At 44.6% G+C, this 17,636-nt stretch carries 14 protein-coding genes; 11 read left to right on the top strand and 3 right to left on the bottom strand.

All coding sequences use genetic code 11. The features are described from left to right. Window positions 1-64: 64 nt before the first annotated feature. Window positions 65-949: a LysR family transcriptional regulator gene (locus QVE09_RS04920; protein WP_315935920.1), complete on the bottom strand. Its 885-nt coding sequence runs from the start codon at window positions 947-949 to the stop codon at window positions 65-67. Between the two features lie 112 nt (window positions 950-1,061). Between QVE09_RS04920 and zwf the strand changes: the two genes are divergently transcribed. The 4 genes from zwf to QVE09_RS04900 all read left to right on the top strand — a co-directional run bounded on the left by zwf (window position 1,062) and on the right by QVE09_RS04900 (window position 6,125). Then, complete coding sequence (gene zwf / locus QVE09_RS04915; RefSeq protein ID WP_315935919.1) at window positions 1,062-2,585, top strand: glucose-6-phosphate dehydrogenase; 1,524 nt, start codon at window positions 1,062-1,064, stop codon at window positions 2,583-2,585. Window positions 2,586-2,623: 38 nt separating this feature from the next. Beyond that, window positions 2,624-3,289 (top strand): fructose-6-phosphate aldolase, encoded by a 666-nt coding sequence (fsa, locus tag QVE09_RS04910; RefSeq protein ID WP_062835043.1) that lies wholly within the window; start codon window positions 2,624-2,626, stop codon window positions 3,287-3,289. A 68-nt stretch (window positions 3,290-3,357) separates the two neighbouring features. Next, the gene (gene gndA, locus QVE09_RS04905; protein WP_315935918.1) at window positions 3,358-4,776 is read left to right on the top strand and encodes an NADP-dependent phosphogluconate dehydrogenase; all 1,419 of its coding nucleotides are present in this window, start codon (window positions 3,358-3,360) and stop codon (window positions 4,774-4,776) included. 245 nt (window positions 4,777-5,021) lie between these two features. Continuing rightward, window positions 5,022-6,125: a metallophosphoesterase gene (locus tag QVE09_RS04900; RefSeq protein WP_315935917.1), complete on the top strand. Its 1,104-nt coding sequence runs from the start codon at window positions 5,022-5,024 to the stop codon at window positions 6,123-6,125. Between the two features lie 220 nt (window positions 6,126-6,345). On the opposite strand, the gene QVE09_RS04895 is transcribed toward QVE09_RS04900, so the two are convergent. After that, complete coding sequence (locus QVE09_RS04895; protein WP_315935916.1) at window positions 6,346-7,368, bottom strand: hypothetical protein; 1,023 nt, start codon at window positions 7,366-7,368, stop codon at window positions 6,346-6,348. A 255-nt stretch (window positions 7,369-7,623) separates the two neighbouring features. Here QVE09_RS04895 and licT point away from each other — a divergent pair, with 255 nt between their 5' ends. From licT to QVE09_RS04875, 4 genes are all read left to right on the top strand, one after another. Beyond that, window positions 7,624-8,466 carry a BglG family transcription antiterminator LicT gene (gene licT / locus QVE09_RS04890; protein WP_047843461.1) on the top strand — a complete coding sequence of 281 codons (843 nt, stop codon included), beginning with the start codon at window positions 7,624-7,626 and terminating at the stop codon, window positions 8,464-8,466. A gap of 145 nt (window positions 8,467-8,611) precedes the next feature. Next, on the top strand, window positions 8,612-10,531 hold the full coding sequence (locus QVE09_RS04885; protein ID WP_315935915.1) for a beta-glucoside-specific PTS transporter subunit IIABC: 1,920 nt from the start codon (window positions 8,612-8,614) through the stop codon (window positions 10,529-10,531). A 49-nt stretch (window positions 10,532-10,580) separates the two neighbouring features. Next, window positions 10,581-12,044: a glycoside hydrolase family 1 protein gene (locus QVE09_RS04880; RefSeq protein WP_315935914.1), complete on the top strand. Its 1,464-nt coding sequence runs from the start codon at window positions 10,581-10,583 to the stop codon at window positions 12,042-12,044. Window positions 12,045-12,215: 171 nt separating this feature from the next. Then, window positions 12,216-12,782 (top strand): 5' nucleotidase, NT5C type, encoded by a 567-nt coding sequence (locus QVE09_RS04875; protein ID WP_315935913.1) that lies wholly within the window; start codon window positions 12,216-12,218, stop codon window positions 12,780-12,782. 9 nt (window positions 12,783-12,791) lie between these two features. Here the strand turns inward: QVE09_RS04875 and QVE09_RS04870 are convergent, their stop codons facing one another. Continuing rightward, window positions 12,792-13,676, bottom strand: coding sequence for an AraC family transcriptional regulator (locus QVE09_RS04870; protein ID WP_315935912.1), 885 nt, complete (start codon window positions 13,674-13,676; stop codon window positions 12,792-12,794). 134 nt (window positions 13,677-13,810) lie between these two features. Between QVE09_RS04870 and QVE09_RS04865 the strand changes: the two genes are divergently transcribed. From QVE09_RS04865 to QVE09_RS04855, 3 genes are all read left to right on the top strand, one after another. After that, complete coding sequence (locus tag QVE09_RS04865; RefSeq protein WP_315935911.1) at window positions 13,811-16,531, top strand: family 78 glycoside hydrolase catalytic domain; 2,721 nt, start codon at window positions 13,811-13,813, stop codon at window positions 16,529-16,531. Between the two features lie 115 nt (window positions 16,532-16,646). Further along, on the top strand, window positions 16,647-17,120 hold the full coding sequence (locus QVE09_RS04860) for a putative immunity protein (RefSeq protein ID WP_315935910.1): 474 nt from the start codon (window positions 16,647-16,649) through the stop codon (window positions 17,118-17,120). After that, a complete protein-coding gene (locus QVE09_RS04855; RefSeq protein ID WP_315935909.1) occupies window positions 17,095-17,634 on the top strand; it encodes a GNAT family N-acetyltransferase in 540 nt (179 codons plus the stop codon). The genes QVE09_RS04860 and QVE09_RS04855 overlap by 26 nt, the downstream gene beginning before the upstream one ends. Window positions 17,635-17,636: the final 2 nt, after the last annotated feature.

Below are 17,636 nucleotides of genomic sequence, written 5' to 3'. Positions count from 1 at the left end.
CAAAGAGCCTCATCATCCACTGGATGGTAGGGCTCTTTGTTATACCTTTTGACATTGTGACCACTCAGGCTTTGAAAATGAGATCCATAAACCGGTTGGCAGCCAGAGAGATCGGCATATTTCGTTTGGTCATAATCCCCACATGGGAAGGGGGGAGTGGGACATCAAGCTGAATTTCGAAGAGCGAACCTTCCTCCAGCTCTTTGGAGATGAACTCACGTGTGACATAGGAAATACCCAGTCCTCGACGCGCAAACTCAATCAACAGATCAACGCTACCAACCTCAATCTCAGGTTTCAACGTGTAATTATAGCTGTTAAACAACTCGGTTATAGCCATCCGAACCCGGCTGTTCCGGGAGAAGAGGATCAGTTGATGCTCTAGAAGCATCTCAAGGGTCATGACTTTACCCTTCAACTGAGCATAACGTTCCCCTGCTACAAAACAGTCTTTCAACTGAATGCTTTCTCTGACTTCAAGCTGTGGATCAACAATGGGCATGCGAACAACACCAAGATCGATCTTGCCTTCTTTCAGAAAGGTGATGACTTCCGGCGTGGTTCCATGACTCAGATGTAGCTTGATGTTAGGATACAAGGTGTGGAATTCCTCTAGATATGCGAGCATGTAATGCTTGAACAGGGAGTCGCTGCCACCAATACGGAGTTCACCATTGTCGAGATTCTTCAGTGCGGCCATTTTTTCTTCCGCAAGAGAGATCAGAATCTGGGATTGTTCAATATAGGAGTACAGACTGGCACCTTCCTGTGTCAACGCTACACCCTTGGAATTTCGATAAAACAAGGTGAGACCAAAGCTATCTTCCAACTGCTTGATGGCATGACTGACGCTGGGTTGAGTGATATACAGTGCTTTCGCAGCCTGTGTCAAACTTCCCGTTTTGGCGGCCCAGTAAAAGACTTTATATAGTTCGTAATTTGTTGTCATAGATGTGGTCTATAGCTCCTGTGAAATATATTAATTACTTGTATAGCTATAAAACGTATTATAGTGTAACTACAACAAAGAAACCAGAGTTACTTGGAAGGAGAACGGTAAGATGGAACCAACTACCATTGTTTTATTTGGTGCTACTGGCGATTTAGCCAAAAGAAAAATATATCCTGCCTTATATAACTTATATCTTGAGCAGAAGCTTCCGGAAACCTTCTCATTGATTGGTCTGGGGCGTAGAGAGTGGTCTGATGAATTCTTTCAGGCACAAGTGGAAAAATCATTAAATGAATTTTCCAGACGCCAGGCTGATCCTGAAGTTGTGAAGTCATTTGTGAAAGCTTTTCGCTACAGTGTATTGAATATAAGCCATAAGGAAGATTATATAAAGCTGTTGGGATTAGTTGAACAAAGAGAAGCTGAGCTTGGCATTCCATCCAATCGCTTGTTTTATCTCTCGGTTGGTCCGGAATTCTTCGAACCGATTGCCGAGAACATTCAAGCAAGTGGGCTGGGTTCCACAGAGGGCTGGAAACGTCTCGTCATCGAGAAGCCATTTGGTCACGATCTACAGTCTGCGAGAGACCTTAATCGCAAATTAAGCGAATCGTTCACGGAGGAAGAGATTTATCGGATTGACCACTATTTGGGCAAACCGATGGTACAACGTCTGGAGACGTTGCATCAGAGTAACCCAATCATGAAGGCGTTATGGAACAACCGTTACATCTCCAATGTGCAAATTACGGCGAATGAGACTGTAGGTGTCGAAGAACGTGCATCCTATTATGATCATGTTGGTGCAGTGCGAGACATGTTCCAGAATCATATGTTGCAATTGCTCATGATGATGGCGATTCAGCTTCCATACAACAGTACTTCCGAAAAAGTTGGATTGAAGAAAAAACACATTATGGAATCGATCCAGCCGTTACAAAAGCAAACTGTGGGCGCAAACATCATCCGTGGACAGTATGCAGCAGGTAACATTCAAGGCAAACCGGTAAATGCTTATACTGCTGAACCGGGTGTAGCCGAGAATACGATGAATGACACATTCATTGCTGCCAAATTGCAAATTGATGATTTCTTCTGGCGTGGTGTTCCGTTTTACATTCGTACGGGTAAAAGAATGAAGGAGAAATCAACACGTATCGTGATTGAATTCAAAGAACCTTCAGGGCAGACAAATGTGCTGAAAAACAAAGGTTCCAAGCCAAACCTGCTCGTCATTGAGATGAGTCCGGATCAGAGCATGACATTGCAACTGAATGCAAGTGATCCTGAGAATAAAGGTGAATTCAAACCGGTTCATATTGATCTTTCTCCGGATAAAGGTGACCTCGCGGAAGCTTACGAGAATCTGATTCGTGATGCTTTGCTGGGTGATCCAACATTCTTTGCCCACTGGGATGAAGTAGAATTGTCATGGGCATGGGTGCAACCAATTCTGGATGCATTCCAGGAAAATCTGTTGCCACTTCACCTGTATCCTGCGGGTAGCTATGGACCGGTTGAATCAGATGTTATGCTTGAAGAAGAAGGTCACCACTGGTGGTTTGATGAGCCGGCGGATCAGGAGTCTGTAGTTACAAATAGCATACCCTTGGCGGTTAATGCGAATCTCTAAACCATAATAAAAAAAATATATCTGGAGGTAATTTAATCATGAAATTTTTTATCGATACAGCTAACGTGGAAGATATCCAAAAAGCATACAAAATCGGCGTATTGTCTGGTGTAACAACTAACCCATCTTTGGTAGCCAAAGAAGGCGTGAAATTCGAAGATCGTATTGAAGAAATCTTGCGTTTGGTACCTGAAGTGGAGTCCGTTTCTGCGGAAGTGACACCAGATGCCCTTACTGCTGAAGAAATGATCGCGCAAGCAGAAGAATTGATCAAAATTAACAACAGTGACAAAAACATTACGATCAAATTGCCAATGACACTTGCAGGACTTGAAGCTTGCCGTTACTTGACCAAAAAAGGCGTGAAAACCAACGTAACGTTGATCTTCACTGTGAACCAGGCGCTTCTGGCTGCTCGTGCTGGTGCGACATATGTATCTCCATTCTTGGGACGTCTTGATGATATCTCCGAAGATGGCGTACAACTGGTTACCAAAATTGCTGAATTGTTCCGTACACATAACCTGGATGCACAGATTATTGCGGCTTCTGTAAGACATCCGGATCACGTTACACGTGTAGCGATGGCTGGAGCACATATTGCAACTGTTCCATTCTCCGTCATTGAACAGATCTCCAAACACCCGCTGACAGATCAAGGTATGGACAAATTTGCAGCTGACTGGAAAAAAACAGTACAATAATCACTGAACATATATTCGTTTCAACTTACAATAGAATTATATAAATCATGGAGCATTGGGAGGACATAATGAGTAAACAACAGATTGGTGTTATTGGATTGGCAGTAATGGGTAAAAACCTGGCTTTGAATATTGAAAGCAAAGGTTTCTCGGTATCGGTATTTAACCGTTCCCCGGAGAAAACGAACGATCTTCTGAAAGAAGCAGAAGGTAAAAACCTGACAGGTGCGTTCACCATTGAAGAATTTGTGGAATCCCTGGAGTCTCCGCGTAAAATTCTGATCATGGTACAAGCAGGTAAAGCAACTGATGCAACGATCGAGCAACTGCTTCCTCATCTGGATCAAGGCGACATTATTATCGATGGAGGTAATGCTTACTTCCCTGACACACAACGTCGCAGTAAAGAACTGGAAGAAAAAGGTTTCCGCTTCATCGGAGCAGGTGTATCCGGTGGTGAAGAAGGCGCACTGAAAGGCCCGGCAATCATGCCAGGCGGTCAGGAAAGTGCTTATCAGTTGGTAGAACCGATCCTGACAGCGATCTCCGCTAAAGTTGGCGATGACGCTTGCAGCACATATATCGGACCAGACGGTGCCGGACACTATGTGAAAATGGTGCATAACGGTATCGAGTACGGAGACATGCAGTTGATTGGTGAAGCTTATCACTTGCTCAAATCCGTATTGAACGTTTCCGTTGAAGAGTTGCATGAGATCTTCTCCGAGTGGAATCAAGGGGAGCTGGACAGCTACCTGATCGAAATCACAGCAGATATCTTCTCCAAATATGATCCAGAAACAGGCAAACCAATGGTTGACGTCATTCTGGACGCGGCTGGACAAAAAGGAACAGGTAAATGGACAAGCCAAAGTGCGCTGGATCTCGGCGTTCCATTGTCCATGATCACGGAATCCGTATTCTCTCGTTTCCTGTCTGCCATGAAGGACGAGCGTGTAGCAGCTAGCAAAATCCTGAATGGACCAGCAACTGAAGCATTCTCTGGCGACAAAAAAGCGTTCATCGAGAACGTGCGTAAAGCGCTGTTTGCAAGTAAAATCGTATCCTATGCACAAGGATTTGCACAAATGCGTGCAGCTTCCGATGAATACGGCTGGGATCTGAAATACGGTAATATTGCCATGATCTTCCGTGGCGGATGTATCATCCGTTCGCAATTCCTGCAAAACATCAAAGAAGCTTATGATAAGGACGCAGCTCTGAAAAACCTGCTTTTGGATCCTTACTTCCAAAACATTGTCGAGTCTTATCAAGGTGCATGGCGTGAAGTTATAGCGGCTGCTGTAAAACAAGGTATTCCGGTACCAGGCTTCTCCAGCGCTCTTTCTTACTACGACAGCTACCGTACAGAGCGTTTGCCAGCAAACTTGCTGCAAGCTCAACGTGACTACTTCGGTGCTCACACATTCAAACGTGTGGACAAAGAAGGTTCATTCCACTTCCAGTGGATGGACACGAACGAGTAATATCAGTTCCGAGATATATAGCATTCTTGCAGTTGTTCATGAATTCAACTTCATGGTACCTGCAAGGGTGCTTTTTCTCGTTAATGGTTCGAATTTGAATATCATCAAATTGTAATAAAATGTACGAATCTGGGTTGGGCAAACAGATGATCTGACTCTTCAACTACGTTATACTTGTTCAGACGGAATTACATCCGTGATGAAAATTCAGAATACAACTTATTGACGTGGAGGTTAGACCGAGCATGTTTGTATTAGCGGGTATATTGTTTTTGGTCGTATACGGTTTATTAGTGTTCTACATAGGCTGGAGTGGTTGGAGTTGGATGAAACCAGTTGTGTCCGCCAGATTTCGATGGTTTTATATTATAGCGCTTGTATTCCTTGCCGTTTCCTTCATTTTGGCACGTGTGTTTGGAAGTATCTCGATTCTCAGTATCATCGGTTCTTACTGGCTGGCGATCTTCTCATTGTTATTGCTGATCCTGCCAGTCGTCCACCTGACGATGTGGTTGCTGAGATTAACCCGTATCCCAAGACATCACACTCAGAAATGGGCAGGTGTGGTTACACTGGTATTGTTAGTGTCCACAATGGGTTATGGAATTTTCAACGCCTATAGCCCGGTAGTGAGAACATATAATATCAAGATTGATAAAAAAGTAGAAGGTGTAGACAAGCTCAACATTGTCATGGCTGCCGATATGCACTTCGGATTACTGTCCGGTCCTGCACATGCCAAGCGCATGGTGGAGGAGATTAATGCGCTGAAGCCGGATCTAGTGCTGTATCCTGGAGATATTATTGATGACAATCTGGATATGTATCTTAATAGCGGAATTGCCGACATTATCAGCGATATTCAGGCTCCGTACGGCGTCTATGCTTCACTCGGGAATCACGACAAGTTCGATGGTCCGATTGAAGATCTAATCGCTGCGCTGGAGAAGAGCAACATGCAAGTTTTGTACGATGACAAGATTGTACTGGATGACAAGATCACTCTCATAGGACGGAAAGACCGGACAGAGAAGGATCGTGCAGAAGTAGCCACATTAATGCAAGATACGGACTTGAGCCAACCGGTACTTATGATGGATCACCAGCCGTATGATCTGGATATTGCGGAGCAAAACAATGTAGATCTGGTCGTATCCGGTCACACTCATCGTGGTCAGATTGCGCCTGCTCAGTTCATCACACAAGCGATCTACGAGAATGATTGGGGTTATCTGCAAAAGGGCTCCATGCACTCCATCGTAACGTCAGGATTTGGATTCTGGGGACCTCCGATTCGCACAAGCAGTCGTTCGGAGATTGTACAGATTAATGTGACGTTCCAACAATGATGAAGGGCCCTTCGAAAGAAGGGCTAGCATATAAGCACGTCAACCGTCAACCGTAGATTGATGATAGGCTCCGCTTTAGGATGACAAGATCAAGTCGAATGTTATCCTAAAGTAGAGTATTTCTTATGCAAATTTAGACGGATACTGATTAATTTGTAAAATAAAACGGCTCGATCTCCCGGAAATCGGAGCTTCAAGCCGCCTGTTTTTTATTATGTAGTTAGTTTCTTACCCCTTTTGAAGGAATGGCTTCAAACGAATAAAATGCGCCTTTTGTATTGATTTTACCGATAAGCGTTGTGGCTCCTTTTTTCGTGAAGGTGTATTCGTTCTCTTGGATACGAGCGGAATAACCTTTTAGGTCAATACCAAATATAGATCTGACTGTAGGTGCAGCGATGGATAGTGCTTTGTTTTTGCTGAGCTTGGGCTTGGCAAAAGCCTTTTTGAAATCAGTATCATTTTTCCAATTAATACCTAGTTCGTTAGTGACTTTCCATACTTTTCCGGTCTTGCTGCCGATATGCACATAATTTAGATTGTCGTCATCCCGATACTGCCATAACATATCTTTTCCTTCTACAGTAAATAAAGTGTAATCAAAAGCTTTTACTGAGGGGATTCCAAGTGTTTTGAGTGAATTTCGTGCTATGTTTGTCATCCAGGCATAGGAATCATCGATTTTATATTGCAGGATTGCCGACATTTGATTACCTTTGTCCACATCGATGTATAGTTGTTGACTTGGTCCAAAGATGACCCAGTAGTTTTGAAGTACATGTCCATGTTCTGGATCATTGGCTTTAAAACGCCAGAAACCACCTTTAATGAAGATATCTTCATCTTCAAATGTTTTTAGGAAGGCATCAAGCTTCAGGCGCAGCGCATTATCCATGACTTTATTCAGATCAGCGTTATCATACATAATATGGGTGGACGCGACACGATTTGTATCAGGATCGTATGTTTGTGCGAAATAGGCGAACCCGGTTCCGTCAATAGTTCCGTTAATGACCCACGGATCAAATGATTTGTCTATTGTGGTGAATTGAATGTTTTGTTTCCCCACGAGTTTAACTAGTTCATCACTCAAAAGTTGTTGTGTCTTTGGATCCAGCTGGTCAGCAGACTCTTGATTCTCTATCAACGAGAGGTCATTGGAGTTTGCGGCCAAGGTGAGTGGCGCAGATAATAAGAGTGACATGGCAGCAATGAATACAGTCATTGAAATAATTTTTTTCAAAATGAATCCTCCTGTTTAGTTTAGGCCATACTAAATAATGCTTACATTTCATTTAATGTAACATAAAAGTAAAATGTTGCATAACCATAATAACCCAAACATCGGTTTCCTGTTGACACCGTTTTCAGGTTATGATAAATTAGATTCGAGGCTTGTTACCGGTAATGCGGGCAAAACCACTATGGAAATGATTTTATTATTTCTGTTTTGGTTTTGCCCTTTTTTATTCCTCAAAAAAAACCAGGTGGGTCCATAATGATTATTAAACAGATATTTAATAACAATATTGTCAGTACCGTGGATGACAAAAATCAGGAACTACTGATCCTCGGCCGGGGAATCGGATTTAAGTTCAAAGCAGGCGATGAGATTGATGAAGAGCGGATTGAGAAGGTATTTCGTCTTCAGGATGCATCGATCTATGAGAAATTCAAATCCATCGTAGCTGAAGTGCCGATTGAGATTCTGCAGGCAACAGATGATATTGTGACACTGGCACGAACACAATTGAACAAAACCATCAGTGACGGGATCTATGTCTCGCTGTCTGATCACATTCACTTTGCTGTTCAGCGCTTGGAAAAAGGAATGATTACTCGTAATCCACTTTCTTGGGAAGTTCAGCACTTCTATAAGGCGGAGTACGATGTGGCCAGAGAAGCACTGACCTTGCTGAAGGAAAGACTGGATATTGAGTTTCCCAAAGATGAAATCTGTAATATTGCCTTACATTTCATCAATGCGGAAGTGAATGATTCCATGAACGATGTCACCCATCTAATGCAGCTGTTGCAGGAGATTATGAATATCATCAAATATCACTTCAACGTCGAATTGGATGAAGATAGCGTCAACTATTTCCGCTTCATCACCCATTTGAAATATTTCTGTCAGCGTGTCATTACCCATTCTTCACATGATGATGCCGAGGAGTATTTATATGAAGTGGTTCGGAAAAACTATCCGGAGACATTCAAATGTATTGGCAAGATCGAGACTTTTATCCATAAGAATTATCAGTATGACATGACTCACTCTGAGCAGTTATATCTAACGCTCCATCTGGAACGTCTGATGAAAACCAAGCGGGACGTATAATGATTACGTAATAGAATGAAATCACAACTGGATATCCTATGGGCTTGTTACTGTTCAATCAGGCAATACCCGAATGAGATGGCGCCACAATTTGCGCTATATTCGTTCGGGTATTTTTTATTGGAAAAATGAGGAGGAAAACATCATGAAACATCAGGAAACGGCACAGGAAATCATTAAAGCCGTTGGGGGAACTAACAATATTAACTCGGTGTATCACTGCGTTACTCGACTGCGCTTTGATTTGAAAAATAACGACAAAGTCGATAATGGCTCACTCAAGAAATTGGATAAGGTCATGGGAACCAATATTTCCGGCGATCAATTCCAAGTCATTATCGGTAATGACGTGTCAAAAGTATTCGACGCTATGGTGAAGGGAAATCCGGCAATCCAGCAAACTACAGAAAATAAAGATCCAAAGTCGGATAAAAAACAAAATGTCGTGCTGAAAATTTTTGAAACAATCGCAGGTGTCTTTGCTCCGATGCTCCCAGCGATTACAGCGGCAGGTATGCTTAAAGGATTACTCGCTTTGTTCGTATCCTTAGGTTGGATGTCTGCTGGAACGGATACGTACCGTATTCTCTCGGCTATTGGTGACGGCGTATTCCATTACCTGCCTTTACTGATTGCAGTCAGCGCTGCTCGTAAATTCGGCAGTAACCCATTTGTTGCGATTGCACTAGGTACGGCACTCATGTATCCAGACATGACAGCATTGTTATCTAGCGGTGAATCGGTTGGATTTTTGGGAATCCCGGTTACGGCTGTAAGTTATGCTTCATCGGTTATCCCGATTCTTCTTGCAGTATGGTTGATGTCCTATGTTGAGAAATGGGTTGACCGCGTTATCCCTGCTGCACTCAAGCTATTGCTTGTGCCGCTGATCACCTTACTTGTTATGGTTCCGGTAACGCTGATTGCGATCGGTCCATTGGGTACATTTGTAGGTAGCGGTTTGTCTGGCGGCATCAACTGGCTGCTGAATGAAGGCGGATTGATTGCAGGTATTGTTCTGGGCGGCGCGATGGCGCTCATTATTATGACAGGAATGCACTATGCACTTGTGCCAATCATCCTGAGTAATATCGCTACACTGGGCTTTGATAAATTCTTGCCTTTGACCTTTATCTCCAATATGGGTCAGGCTGGTGCAACACTTGGCGTATTCTTCCGGGCAAAAGATAAAAAACTCAAAACCGTGGCATTGTCAACGAGCTTCACTGCACTCATGGGTGTAACGGAGCCAGCTATGTACGGGGTTAACATGAAGTATAAAAAACCATTTGCTGCAGCGATGATTGGTAGTGCAGTGGGTGGCGGATTCGCCCTTGCTTTTGGCGCGAAAGCGTATGTACTTGCGGGTAACGGTGGTCTCCCAGGACTTCCTTCCCTGATCGGACAAACTTTCTGGTATTCCTTTGTGGGCATGATTTTGGCCTTTGTTGTGGGTACGATTATGTCTACGATATTCGGTATTAAGGAAGAAGAAGGAGACGCTGAGGCGTTGGCTCAATTCTCACCAGGCGCTTCTTCTGCACCAGCGACAACATCTTCCAGCGATGCTGCAAGCGTGAATGTGGACGACATGGGCGCTCCAACACCAACGAGTAATGCGGTAGCCGTTGCACCGATGACAGGTAAATCCATCCCGCTCAAAGAAGTTAATGATCCAACATTTGGTGATGAATTGATGGGTAAAGGTGTGGCATTTGTTCCAACGGTGGGCGAACTGGTATCTCCAGTGACAGGTACGATCATGAATGTGTTCAAAACGAAACATGCGATTGTTGTCCGCAGTGATAACGGAATGGAATTGCTGATTCATGTTGGAATTAACACAGTGAAGCTGCGTGGACAGTATTTCGATGCACATGTTGCTACTGGAGCACGTGTACAGGCTGGAGACAAGTTACTCACATTTGAACTGGCCGAGATTGCAAAAGAATATGACATTACAACCGCTATGGTTGTTACCAATACGGCTGATTACAAGCAGGTTCTACCTGTGAAATTGGGCGAAATCACGATGGGTGAAGACGTCTTGAAAGCTGAGATCTAAACTATCCGTCTTAGGTCTAACAATATCAACTAAAGAAGGAGAGATACGAATGATTAATCGACAAGGGTTTCCGGAAGGTTTTCTATGGGGCGGCGCTATTGCCGCTAACCAGGCTGAAGGTGGATTTGACGCTGGCGGCAAAGGATGGTCGACGGCCGATATGGTTCCTTATTTTGAGAAAAAGGATTACACCAACCTTAGAGAACTGATGCATGTTACCAGTGCAACGGTTGAGAAAGCAATGGCACATCATAGTGCGGAAGGTTATCCGAAGCGTTACGGGATTGATTTTTACCACCGTTTCAAAGAGGATATTGCGCTCTTCGCTGAGCTGGGCTTCAAGACATTTCGTCTGTCCATCAACTGGCCGCGCATTTTCCCGAATGGTTATGATGCCGAGCCAAATGAAGAAGGATTGCGTTTCTATGATGAAGTGTTTGATGAACTCCGTAAATACAATATCGAACCACTTGTAACCCTATCGCATTATGAGATGCCTATGGCGCTTGTCCTGAAATATAACGGCTGGGCAGGCCGTGAAGTGATTGGACATTTTGTAAGATATGCCGAAACCGTGATGAACCGATACAAGGACAAGGTCAAATACTGGTTGACGTTTAATGAGATTAACACAACCATTATTGAACCGTTCACAGGTGGGGGTATTATTGAAGACCGAGTTGAGAACACGATGCAGGCTTCGTATCAGGCGCTTCATCATCAATTTGTAGCCAGCAGCCTGGTAACAGAAAAGGCACGTCAGATTAACCCGAACTTCCAGATCGGATGTATGCTTGCACGCATGATTCACTACCCGGCGACGTCGAAGCCAGAGGATGTGCTGCAAGCACAGATTGATAATCAGCTGAACCTGCTGCATACGGATGTACAAGTTCGTGGTAGTTATCCAACGTTCATGGCTCGGTACTGGGCAGAGAACGGAATTACCATTGTAATGGAACCAGGGGACGAGCAGATCCTGCGTGAACATACGGTTGATTTCATCTCGTTCAGTTATTACACATCCTTGGTGTCCGCAGTGAACCCAGAGGAATATGGAGTGACGGGTGGTAACCTGTACAGTACAATTAAAAACCCGAATCTGGAGCGTACGGAATGGGGCTGGCAGCTTGATCCGATCGGTCTGCGCGTTACACTCAAAGAGCTGTATGACCGTTATCAACTGCCATTGTTTGTGGTTGAGAATGGACTTGGAGCGAAAGATACGGTTGAGGCAGATGGTTCCATCATCGATGATTACCGTATTGATTATCTGAGAAAACATATTACACAAATGAAAGAAGCCGTTATGGATGGTGTGGACCTGATGGGTTATACCAACTGGGGAGCGATTGATATCATCAGTGCATCCACTTCGGAAATGTCCAAGCGTTATGGCGTGATCTACGTGGATCAGGATGACAACGGACAAGGCACATTGAATCGTTATAAGAAAAAGAGCTTTGGCTGGTACCAAAAAGTCATTGCCTCAAATGGTGAGAACTTGGAATAGATCAACCTATATAGGCACCCCGGGCGTAGCTGGTATTACGGCGCCGGGGCGCCTTTTTACTATAATCAGGCAGAATTCTCATTAACGCTATTGGTATTTCAAGGTAAAAAAGATGACTACATAACATTCTGGATGGTATACTGTGATCGTATTGGGGGAGGGATAACAACCATGAAGAAACCTATTATTGCTGTAGATATGGATGACACGATATGTCATCTGGTCAAGCGGGCTATATATCACAACAACCTCAACTTTCCGACCCATCCGTTGCGCTATGAGGATATGATTCATTGGGATACGTCCCATTTGCGTCATCCAGAGAGCACGCACGATGTATTTTATGGTCGGCCGGGTCTGTTTGAGGAATTGGAATTATTCGACGAGTATGTTGTAGATGAGATGAGAAAGCTGAACGATGCTTATGATGTCATTGTCGTGACAGCAGCAGAACCAAGAACAGTCGTTGAGAAGTGGAACTGGCTTCAGCAGCATATGCCTTTTATAACCGCAGAACAGTTTATTACATGCAAAAGAAAAAACTTACTCGCTTTTGATTTGCTTATTGATGATGGGGCACATAACCTGATTCCAGCGCACGAGGACGGCAAAAAGGTCATCTGTATCCCGCATCCGTGGAACATACAGGAGCGTGAGCGATACAACTTTCCGTTGATGTCTTCATGGAAAGAGGCCAAGGCATACATAGATGAAGTGTTACAGGTTGTTGGTGTCTGAAAGTTAACCTTATTGTCCAGAGTGCTGTACTCTGGATTTTTTGCGATAGGCAAGAGGTGTTTCGCCTGTTATTTTTTTGAATGCAGCATAGAATGAATCCATATCCCGATATCCGACCAGCTCTGCAATCAGGCTGACTTTGTGCTGTGAACTCTTTAGAAGTTCGCAGCTTTTTTGTATGCGCAGATGCTGCAGGTAGCTGCTAAAGGTCTGACCGGTATGCCTTAGAAACATTCGCCCAATCTGTTTTTCGCTACAGCCCGATACACTTACCAGATCAGACATCCGAATACGATTGCTTACGTGTTCCTTGATATAGTGAAGAATGTACTCAAAATCGGTGGACTGAATTTCATCATCATGAACCTCTTGATAAAGTTGTCTGTAGGTCATCAATACCAGTTGGGTTACCAGAGTGTATAACATGGTAGACGAACCGATCCCCGGAACGGATGATTCACGGTACAGGTTCACCATTAGTTCTTCAATCCGGTCGTTGTGATCCACAACGGTTATATAAGGAACCTGATTCTGTGCCAGATCTATCAGATGATGAATGATTTCTTTTTCCTGAATGATGGCTGTTAGCGTGTGGATCAATTCAGTATTAAATAAGCAATTATATATAATTAACGGATGCTCGGTTACGTTTGTGCTGACAGGACGAAAGACATGAGGAACGCCGACAGGAATGACAAACAGCATCCCCTTTGTCACCGGAATGACATCTTCACCGATATGATGAAAGCCCTTTCCTTCGGCAACATAGCTATACTCAATAAAATCATGTGCGTGAAAAGGAAGCACAAAATCTTCAGAGCAACGATTGACAAAAAGTTGCAGATGATTATGCAGAAAGTATTCGCTTTTCATGAGTTGTACAGATGAATTCACAAGCAACCTCCTCGCACAGATGGCTGAATCACCGGATGAAATAGTCTGAATTACCGGGTATTTACGACAACAGGATCGATATAATTATATCGTAACCCCGAATGGGAAGCCAAGATGGAAAGGACGATCTGCTAATGTTCAACGTTAGTCACCTTCGCTGTGAGTATAGAATCAATCCGATAGGCCTTGATGTAAAATCACCGAGATTAAGCTGGCAGTTGCAGTCCGATCGTCGGAACTGCATGCAATCCGCATACCAGATTCAGCTGTCATTGACGGAAGATTTTGATGAGATTGCATGGGATTCTGGAAAGATAAATACGGATCAATCCATACATGTGGAATTAAACCATTTTCAGCCTTCTCCGCGAACGCGATACTATTACCGGATTCAGGCATGGGATGATGCAGGAAGTGATTCGGGCTGGTCCGAAACGGCTTATTTCGAGATGGGACTTATGAATAGTCATAACAAGTGGCAAGCAGAATGGATCACAGCTCAACCATCAGATGATGGAGATACGTCATGCCCGCGTATGCGCAGGCATTTTAATGTGAAACAACCTGTTACTTCTGCCCGCATATATGTTACAGCACTTGGATTATACGAGTTGCATATGAACAACACAAGAGTAGGAGAAGATTACTTTACACCTGGCTGGACCTCTTATCGTAAGCGATTACAATATCAAACCTATGATGTTACTGACCTGCTCCAGCATGGACAGAATACATTAGGTGCTAATCTGGGAGATGGCTGGTACCGAGGGTATCTTGGCTGGAACAAAGAACGGGAGATATTCGGTTCAACATCCGCATTACTGCTGGAACTGCATTTGAGATACGCAGATGGTTCGGAGGAATGTATTCTCTCCAATGGGGAGTGGACGGCTGCTCCAAGTGCTATTCGTATGTCGGACATCTATATGGGAGAGACGTATGATGCTCGAATGGAGACCGATTGGTCGGATTCATCTCAGACGAATTGGTCACCCGTGAACGTACAGGAGCATCCAAAAGATATCATTGTTGCGCAGGAGAACGTACCCGTCACCCAAGTAGAACAACTACAGCCAATCGCCTTGTTAACAACACCACAGGGAGATCGTGTAATAGACATGGGGCAGAATATGGTGGGATGGGTGAGATTTAGCATTCAAGGTGAGGCAGGTCAGACGGTTGAGCTACACCATGCTGAGATATTGGATCATGAGGGCAACTTCTACACCGATAATCTTCGCGCCGCCAAGCAGTGTATTCGCTACACCTGCAAGGGGGATGGCGTGGAAACATTTGAACCGCACTTTACGTTCCAAGGGTTCCGTTATGTGAAGCTGGTTGGCTTCCCGGAACACGTCCGTCTGGCTGAATTCACCGGAATAGTACTGCACTCGAATATGGAACCAACAGGTCAGTTCTCATGCTCCAGCCCATTGGTGAACCAACTGCATCACAACATACTGTGGGGGCAAAAGGGGAATTTTCTTGATGTGCCGACAGACTGTCCACAGAGGGATGAACGGCTCGGGTGGACTGGCGATGCACAGATGTTTGTTCGCACGTCTTCCTACCTGATGAATACGGCTCCCTTCTTCACCAAATGGCTACGGGATCTGGAAGCGGATCAGGGAGAAGATGGAGGTATTCCATTCTTCGTTCCGGATCTGAGAAGTTCCACTTCAGAAGGATGGGGAGATACCAGTCATTCCTCCGCCGCTTGGGGGGATGCAGCCGTCATCTGTCCTTGGACGATCTATGAGATGTATGGGGATGCCAGATTACTGGCCGAGCAATATGAGAGTATGAAGCGGTGGATCGAGTACATTCACGTGCAGGGTGACAATCCATATCTGTGGAACACGGGATTCCACTTTGGCGATTGGCTGGGACTGGACTCCAAGCCCGATAGTTATGTCGGTGCAACGGACACGGATTATGTGGCAACTGCATTCTATGCCTATTCGGTTTCGTTAACTCAAAAAGCGGCTGAGGTACTTGGAAAGACAGATGATGCTGAATATTATAAGCAGTTGCATGCAAATATTGTTCATGCGTTTCGAAATGAATTCGTGACTCCAGCTGGCAAAATTGCTGTTCCAACGCAAACAGCGCATGTTCTTGCGCTCCAATTTGACCTGCTGGACGGGACTGCCCGAACTCGTGCTGTCGATCAATTGGTGAAACTCGTGAAAGTAGCTGGGAATCATCTTACCACAGGCTTCGTGGGCACACCTTATCTGAATCCGGTATTGAGTGATGCGGGTCTTCACGATCTGGCTTATACATTACTTTTTCAAAAGGATTACCCGTCCTGGCTGTATCAGGTAACTCAAGGCGCAACAACAGTCTGGGAACATTGGGATGGGATCAAAGAGGACGGTAGTCTCTGGAGTGCGGATATGAACTCATTTAACCACTATGCGTACGGGGCGATTGGAGAATGGTTGTATCGTTATGTTGCCGGCATTCGGTCCGATGAACATCAGCCAGGATTCCGAATGGTGCATATCGAGCCGCAACCTGGACCAGGACTAGATTGGGTAAAAGCGAGTCTGGAGACGATGTATGGTCAGGTTCTTTCAAGCTGGCACCGGCTGGCGGAGGGTGAAATGGAGATACGGGTGCATATTCCCGCCAATACGAGAGGTACAGTGCGTCTTCCTGGAGCAGTTGCCCAGATCGTTCTGGAGCAAGGGAAACCGTTGGATCAGATAAGTGAAATTCAGGTTATTCGAAGTATTGGAGACGATCTTGAAGTCACATTGGGATCTGGAAGTTACCAATTCACGTACAAAGACACGGATGCGAAGAAGGAACGAGATATTCAACAGCCTACATTGACAGAGTCCGTATAATAATAGAATAAGCGGTAAGATATACAGTTGAAGAGGATCTGCTCACACGCAGGTCCTTTTTCGAACTTGTCTGAGAGTGAATTTGTAGTAATTGTACAATGAAAGGAGCATGACCATGGCAAAACCTGCATTCAAAGATGCGCTTTTGCGCCGCGAAATAGAGGATTTGGCTAAGCAACACGATCACCATACATTGGCCTGTTGGGCTGCGGAGTGTGCGGCACGTGTCTTGTATATATTTGAGAAGAAGACGGAGGATCTCCGCGCCCGTAATGCCATTGATGCAGGAAGAGGTTGGATTCGTGGAGAGATTTCCATGGTTGACGCTCGAAAGGCAGCTTTTGCAGCTCATGCTGCTGCACGGGAAGCCGATAATGTCGCTGCCTCTGCTGCATCTCGTGCGGCGGGACACGCAGCTGCAACGGCCCATGTGAAAGACCATGCGGTGTATGCCGCAACATATGCAGTGAAAGCTATCTTTTATGACTGTTTGATGGAAGAGCAAGAGCTACGTGTCCTGGAAGAGAGAACGTGGCAATATCAATATCTGTTGGGAGGATGTAATGATCATGGGGAAAGAACATGTTAGATTAATTAAACCATCAAAAGCCTATAAGGATGCGTATTTGGCATTTTATGAAGACTGGGTCAGAAGTGGAGAATTGATGGTACCTTGGGTCATTTCCAAAGATCCTTATGCGTTCGATGAGATGTTGGCGTTTTTGCAGCGTAATGAACAAGGGATCGACATCCCGGAGGGCTGGGTCAAAGACAGTACATACTGGCTGGTCACGGAGAGTCAACAAATCGTGGGTGCTGTGAATATAAGGCATGAGCTTAACGATAAATTGTTCAACAGTGGAGGACATATTGGATATGGTATTCGTCCAGGAGAGCGGCACAATGGCTATGGTTCCGAAATTCTCAGGCTGTCTTTGGAGAAAACGAGAGAGCTTGGAATCACTAAAGTATTGGTCGTATGTGATGCGATTAATGAGCCTTCCAGAAGGGTTATCCTTCGAAATGGTGGCATTCAGGATGAAGACTATGTGGAGTCCAATGGCAATGTTGTTGAACGATTCTGGATAGAGAATGTCGAATAATG

It is taken from the genome of Paenibacillus sp. ClWae2A, assembly GCF_032452295.1.
Lineage (GTDB): Bacteria > Bacillota > Bacilli > Paenibacillales > Paenibacillaceae > Paenibacillus.
Note: the sequence above shows the minus strand (reverse complement) of the source record. Positions and strands in the feature narration are given on the sequence as shown.

Bases quoted from the DNA above. Each gene is read 5' to 3' on its own strand.
- QVE09_RS04900 (WP_315935917.1), top strand. From the start codon at position 5,022: ATGTTTGTATTAGCGGGTATATTGTTTTTGGTCGTATACGGTTTATTA.
- licT (WP_047843461.1), top strand. From the start codon at position 7,624: ATGATTATTAAACAGATATTTAATAACAATATTGTCAGTACCGTGGAT.
- zwf (WP_315935919.1), top strand. From the start codon at position 1,062: ATGGAACCAACTACCATTGTTTTATTTGGTGCTACTGGCGATTTAGCC.
- QVE09_RS04860 (WP_315935910.1), top strand. From the start codon at position 16,647: ATGGCAAAACCTGCATTCAAAGATGCGCTTTTGCGCCGCGAAATAGAG.
- QVE09_RS04875 (WP_315935913.1), top strand. From the start codon at position 12,216: ATGAAGAAACCTATTATTGCTGTAGATATGGATGACACGATATGTCAT.
- QVE09_RS04880 (WP_315935914.1), top strand. From the start codon at position 10,581: ATGATTAATCGACAAGGGTTTCCGGAAGGTTTTCTATGGGGCGGCGCT.
- QVE09_RS04855 (WP_315935909.1), top strand. From the start codon at position 17,095: ATGATCATGGGGAAAGAACATGTTAGATTAATTAAACCATCAAAAGCC.
- QVE09_RS04885 (WP_315935915.1), top strand. From the start codon at position 8,612: ATGAAACATCAGGAAACGGCACAGGAAATCATTAAAGCCGTTGGGGGA.
- QVE09_RS04920 (WP_315935920.1), bottom strand. From the start codon at position 949: ATGACAACAAATTACGAACTATATAAAGTCTTTTACTGGGCCGCCAAA.
- fsa (WP_062835043.1), top strand. From the start codon at position 2,624: ATGAAATTTTTTATCGATACAGCTAACGTGGAAGATATCCAAAAAGCA.
- gndA (WP_315935918.1), top strand. From the start codon at position 3,358: ATGAGTAAACAACAGATTGGTGTTATTGGATTGGCAGTAATGGGTAAA.
- QVE09_RS04865 (WP_315935911.1), top strand. From the start codon at position 13,811: ATGTTCAACGTTAGTCACCTTCGCTGTGAGTATAGAATCAATCCGATA.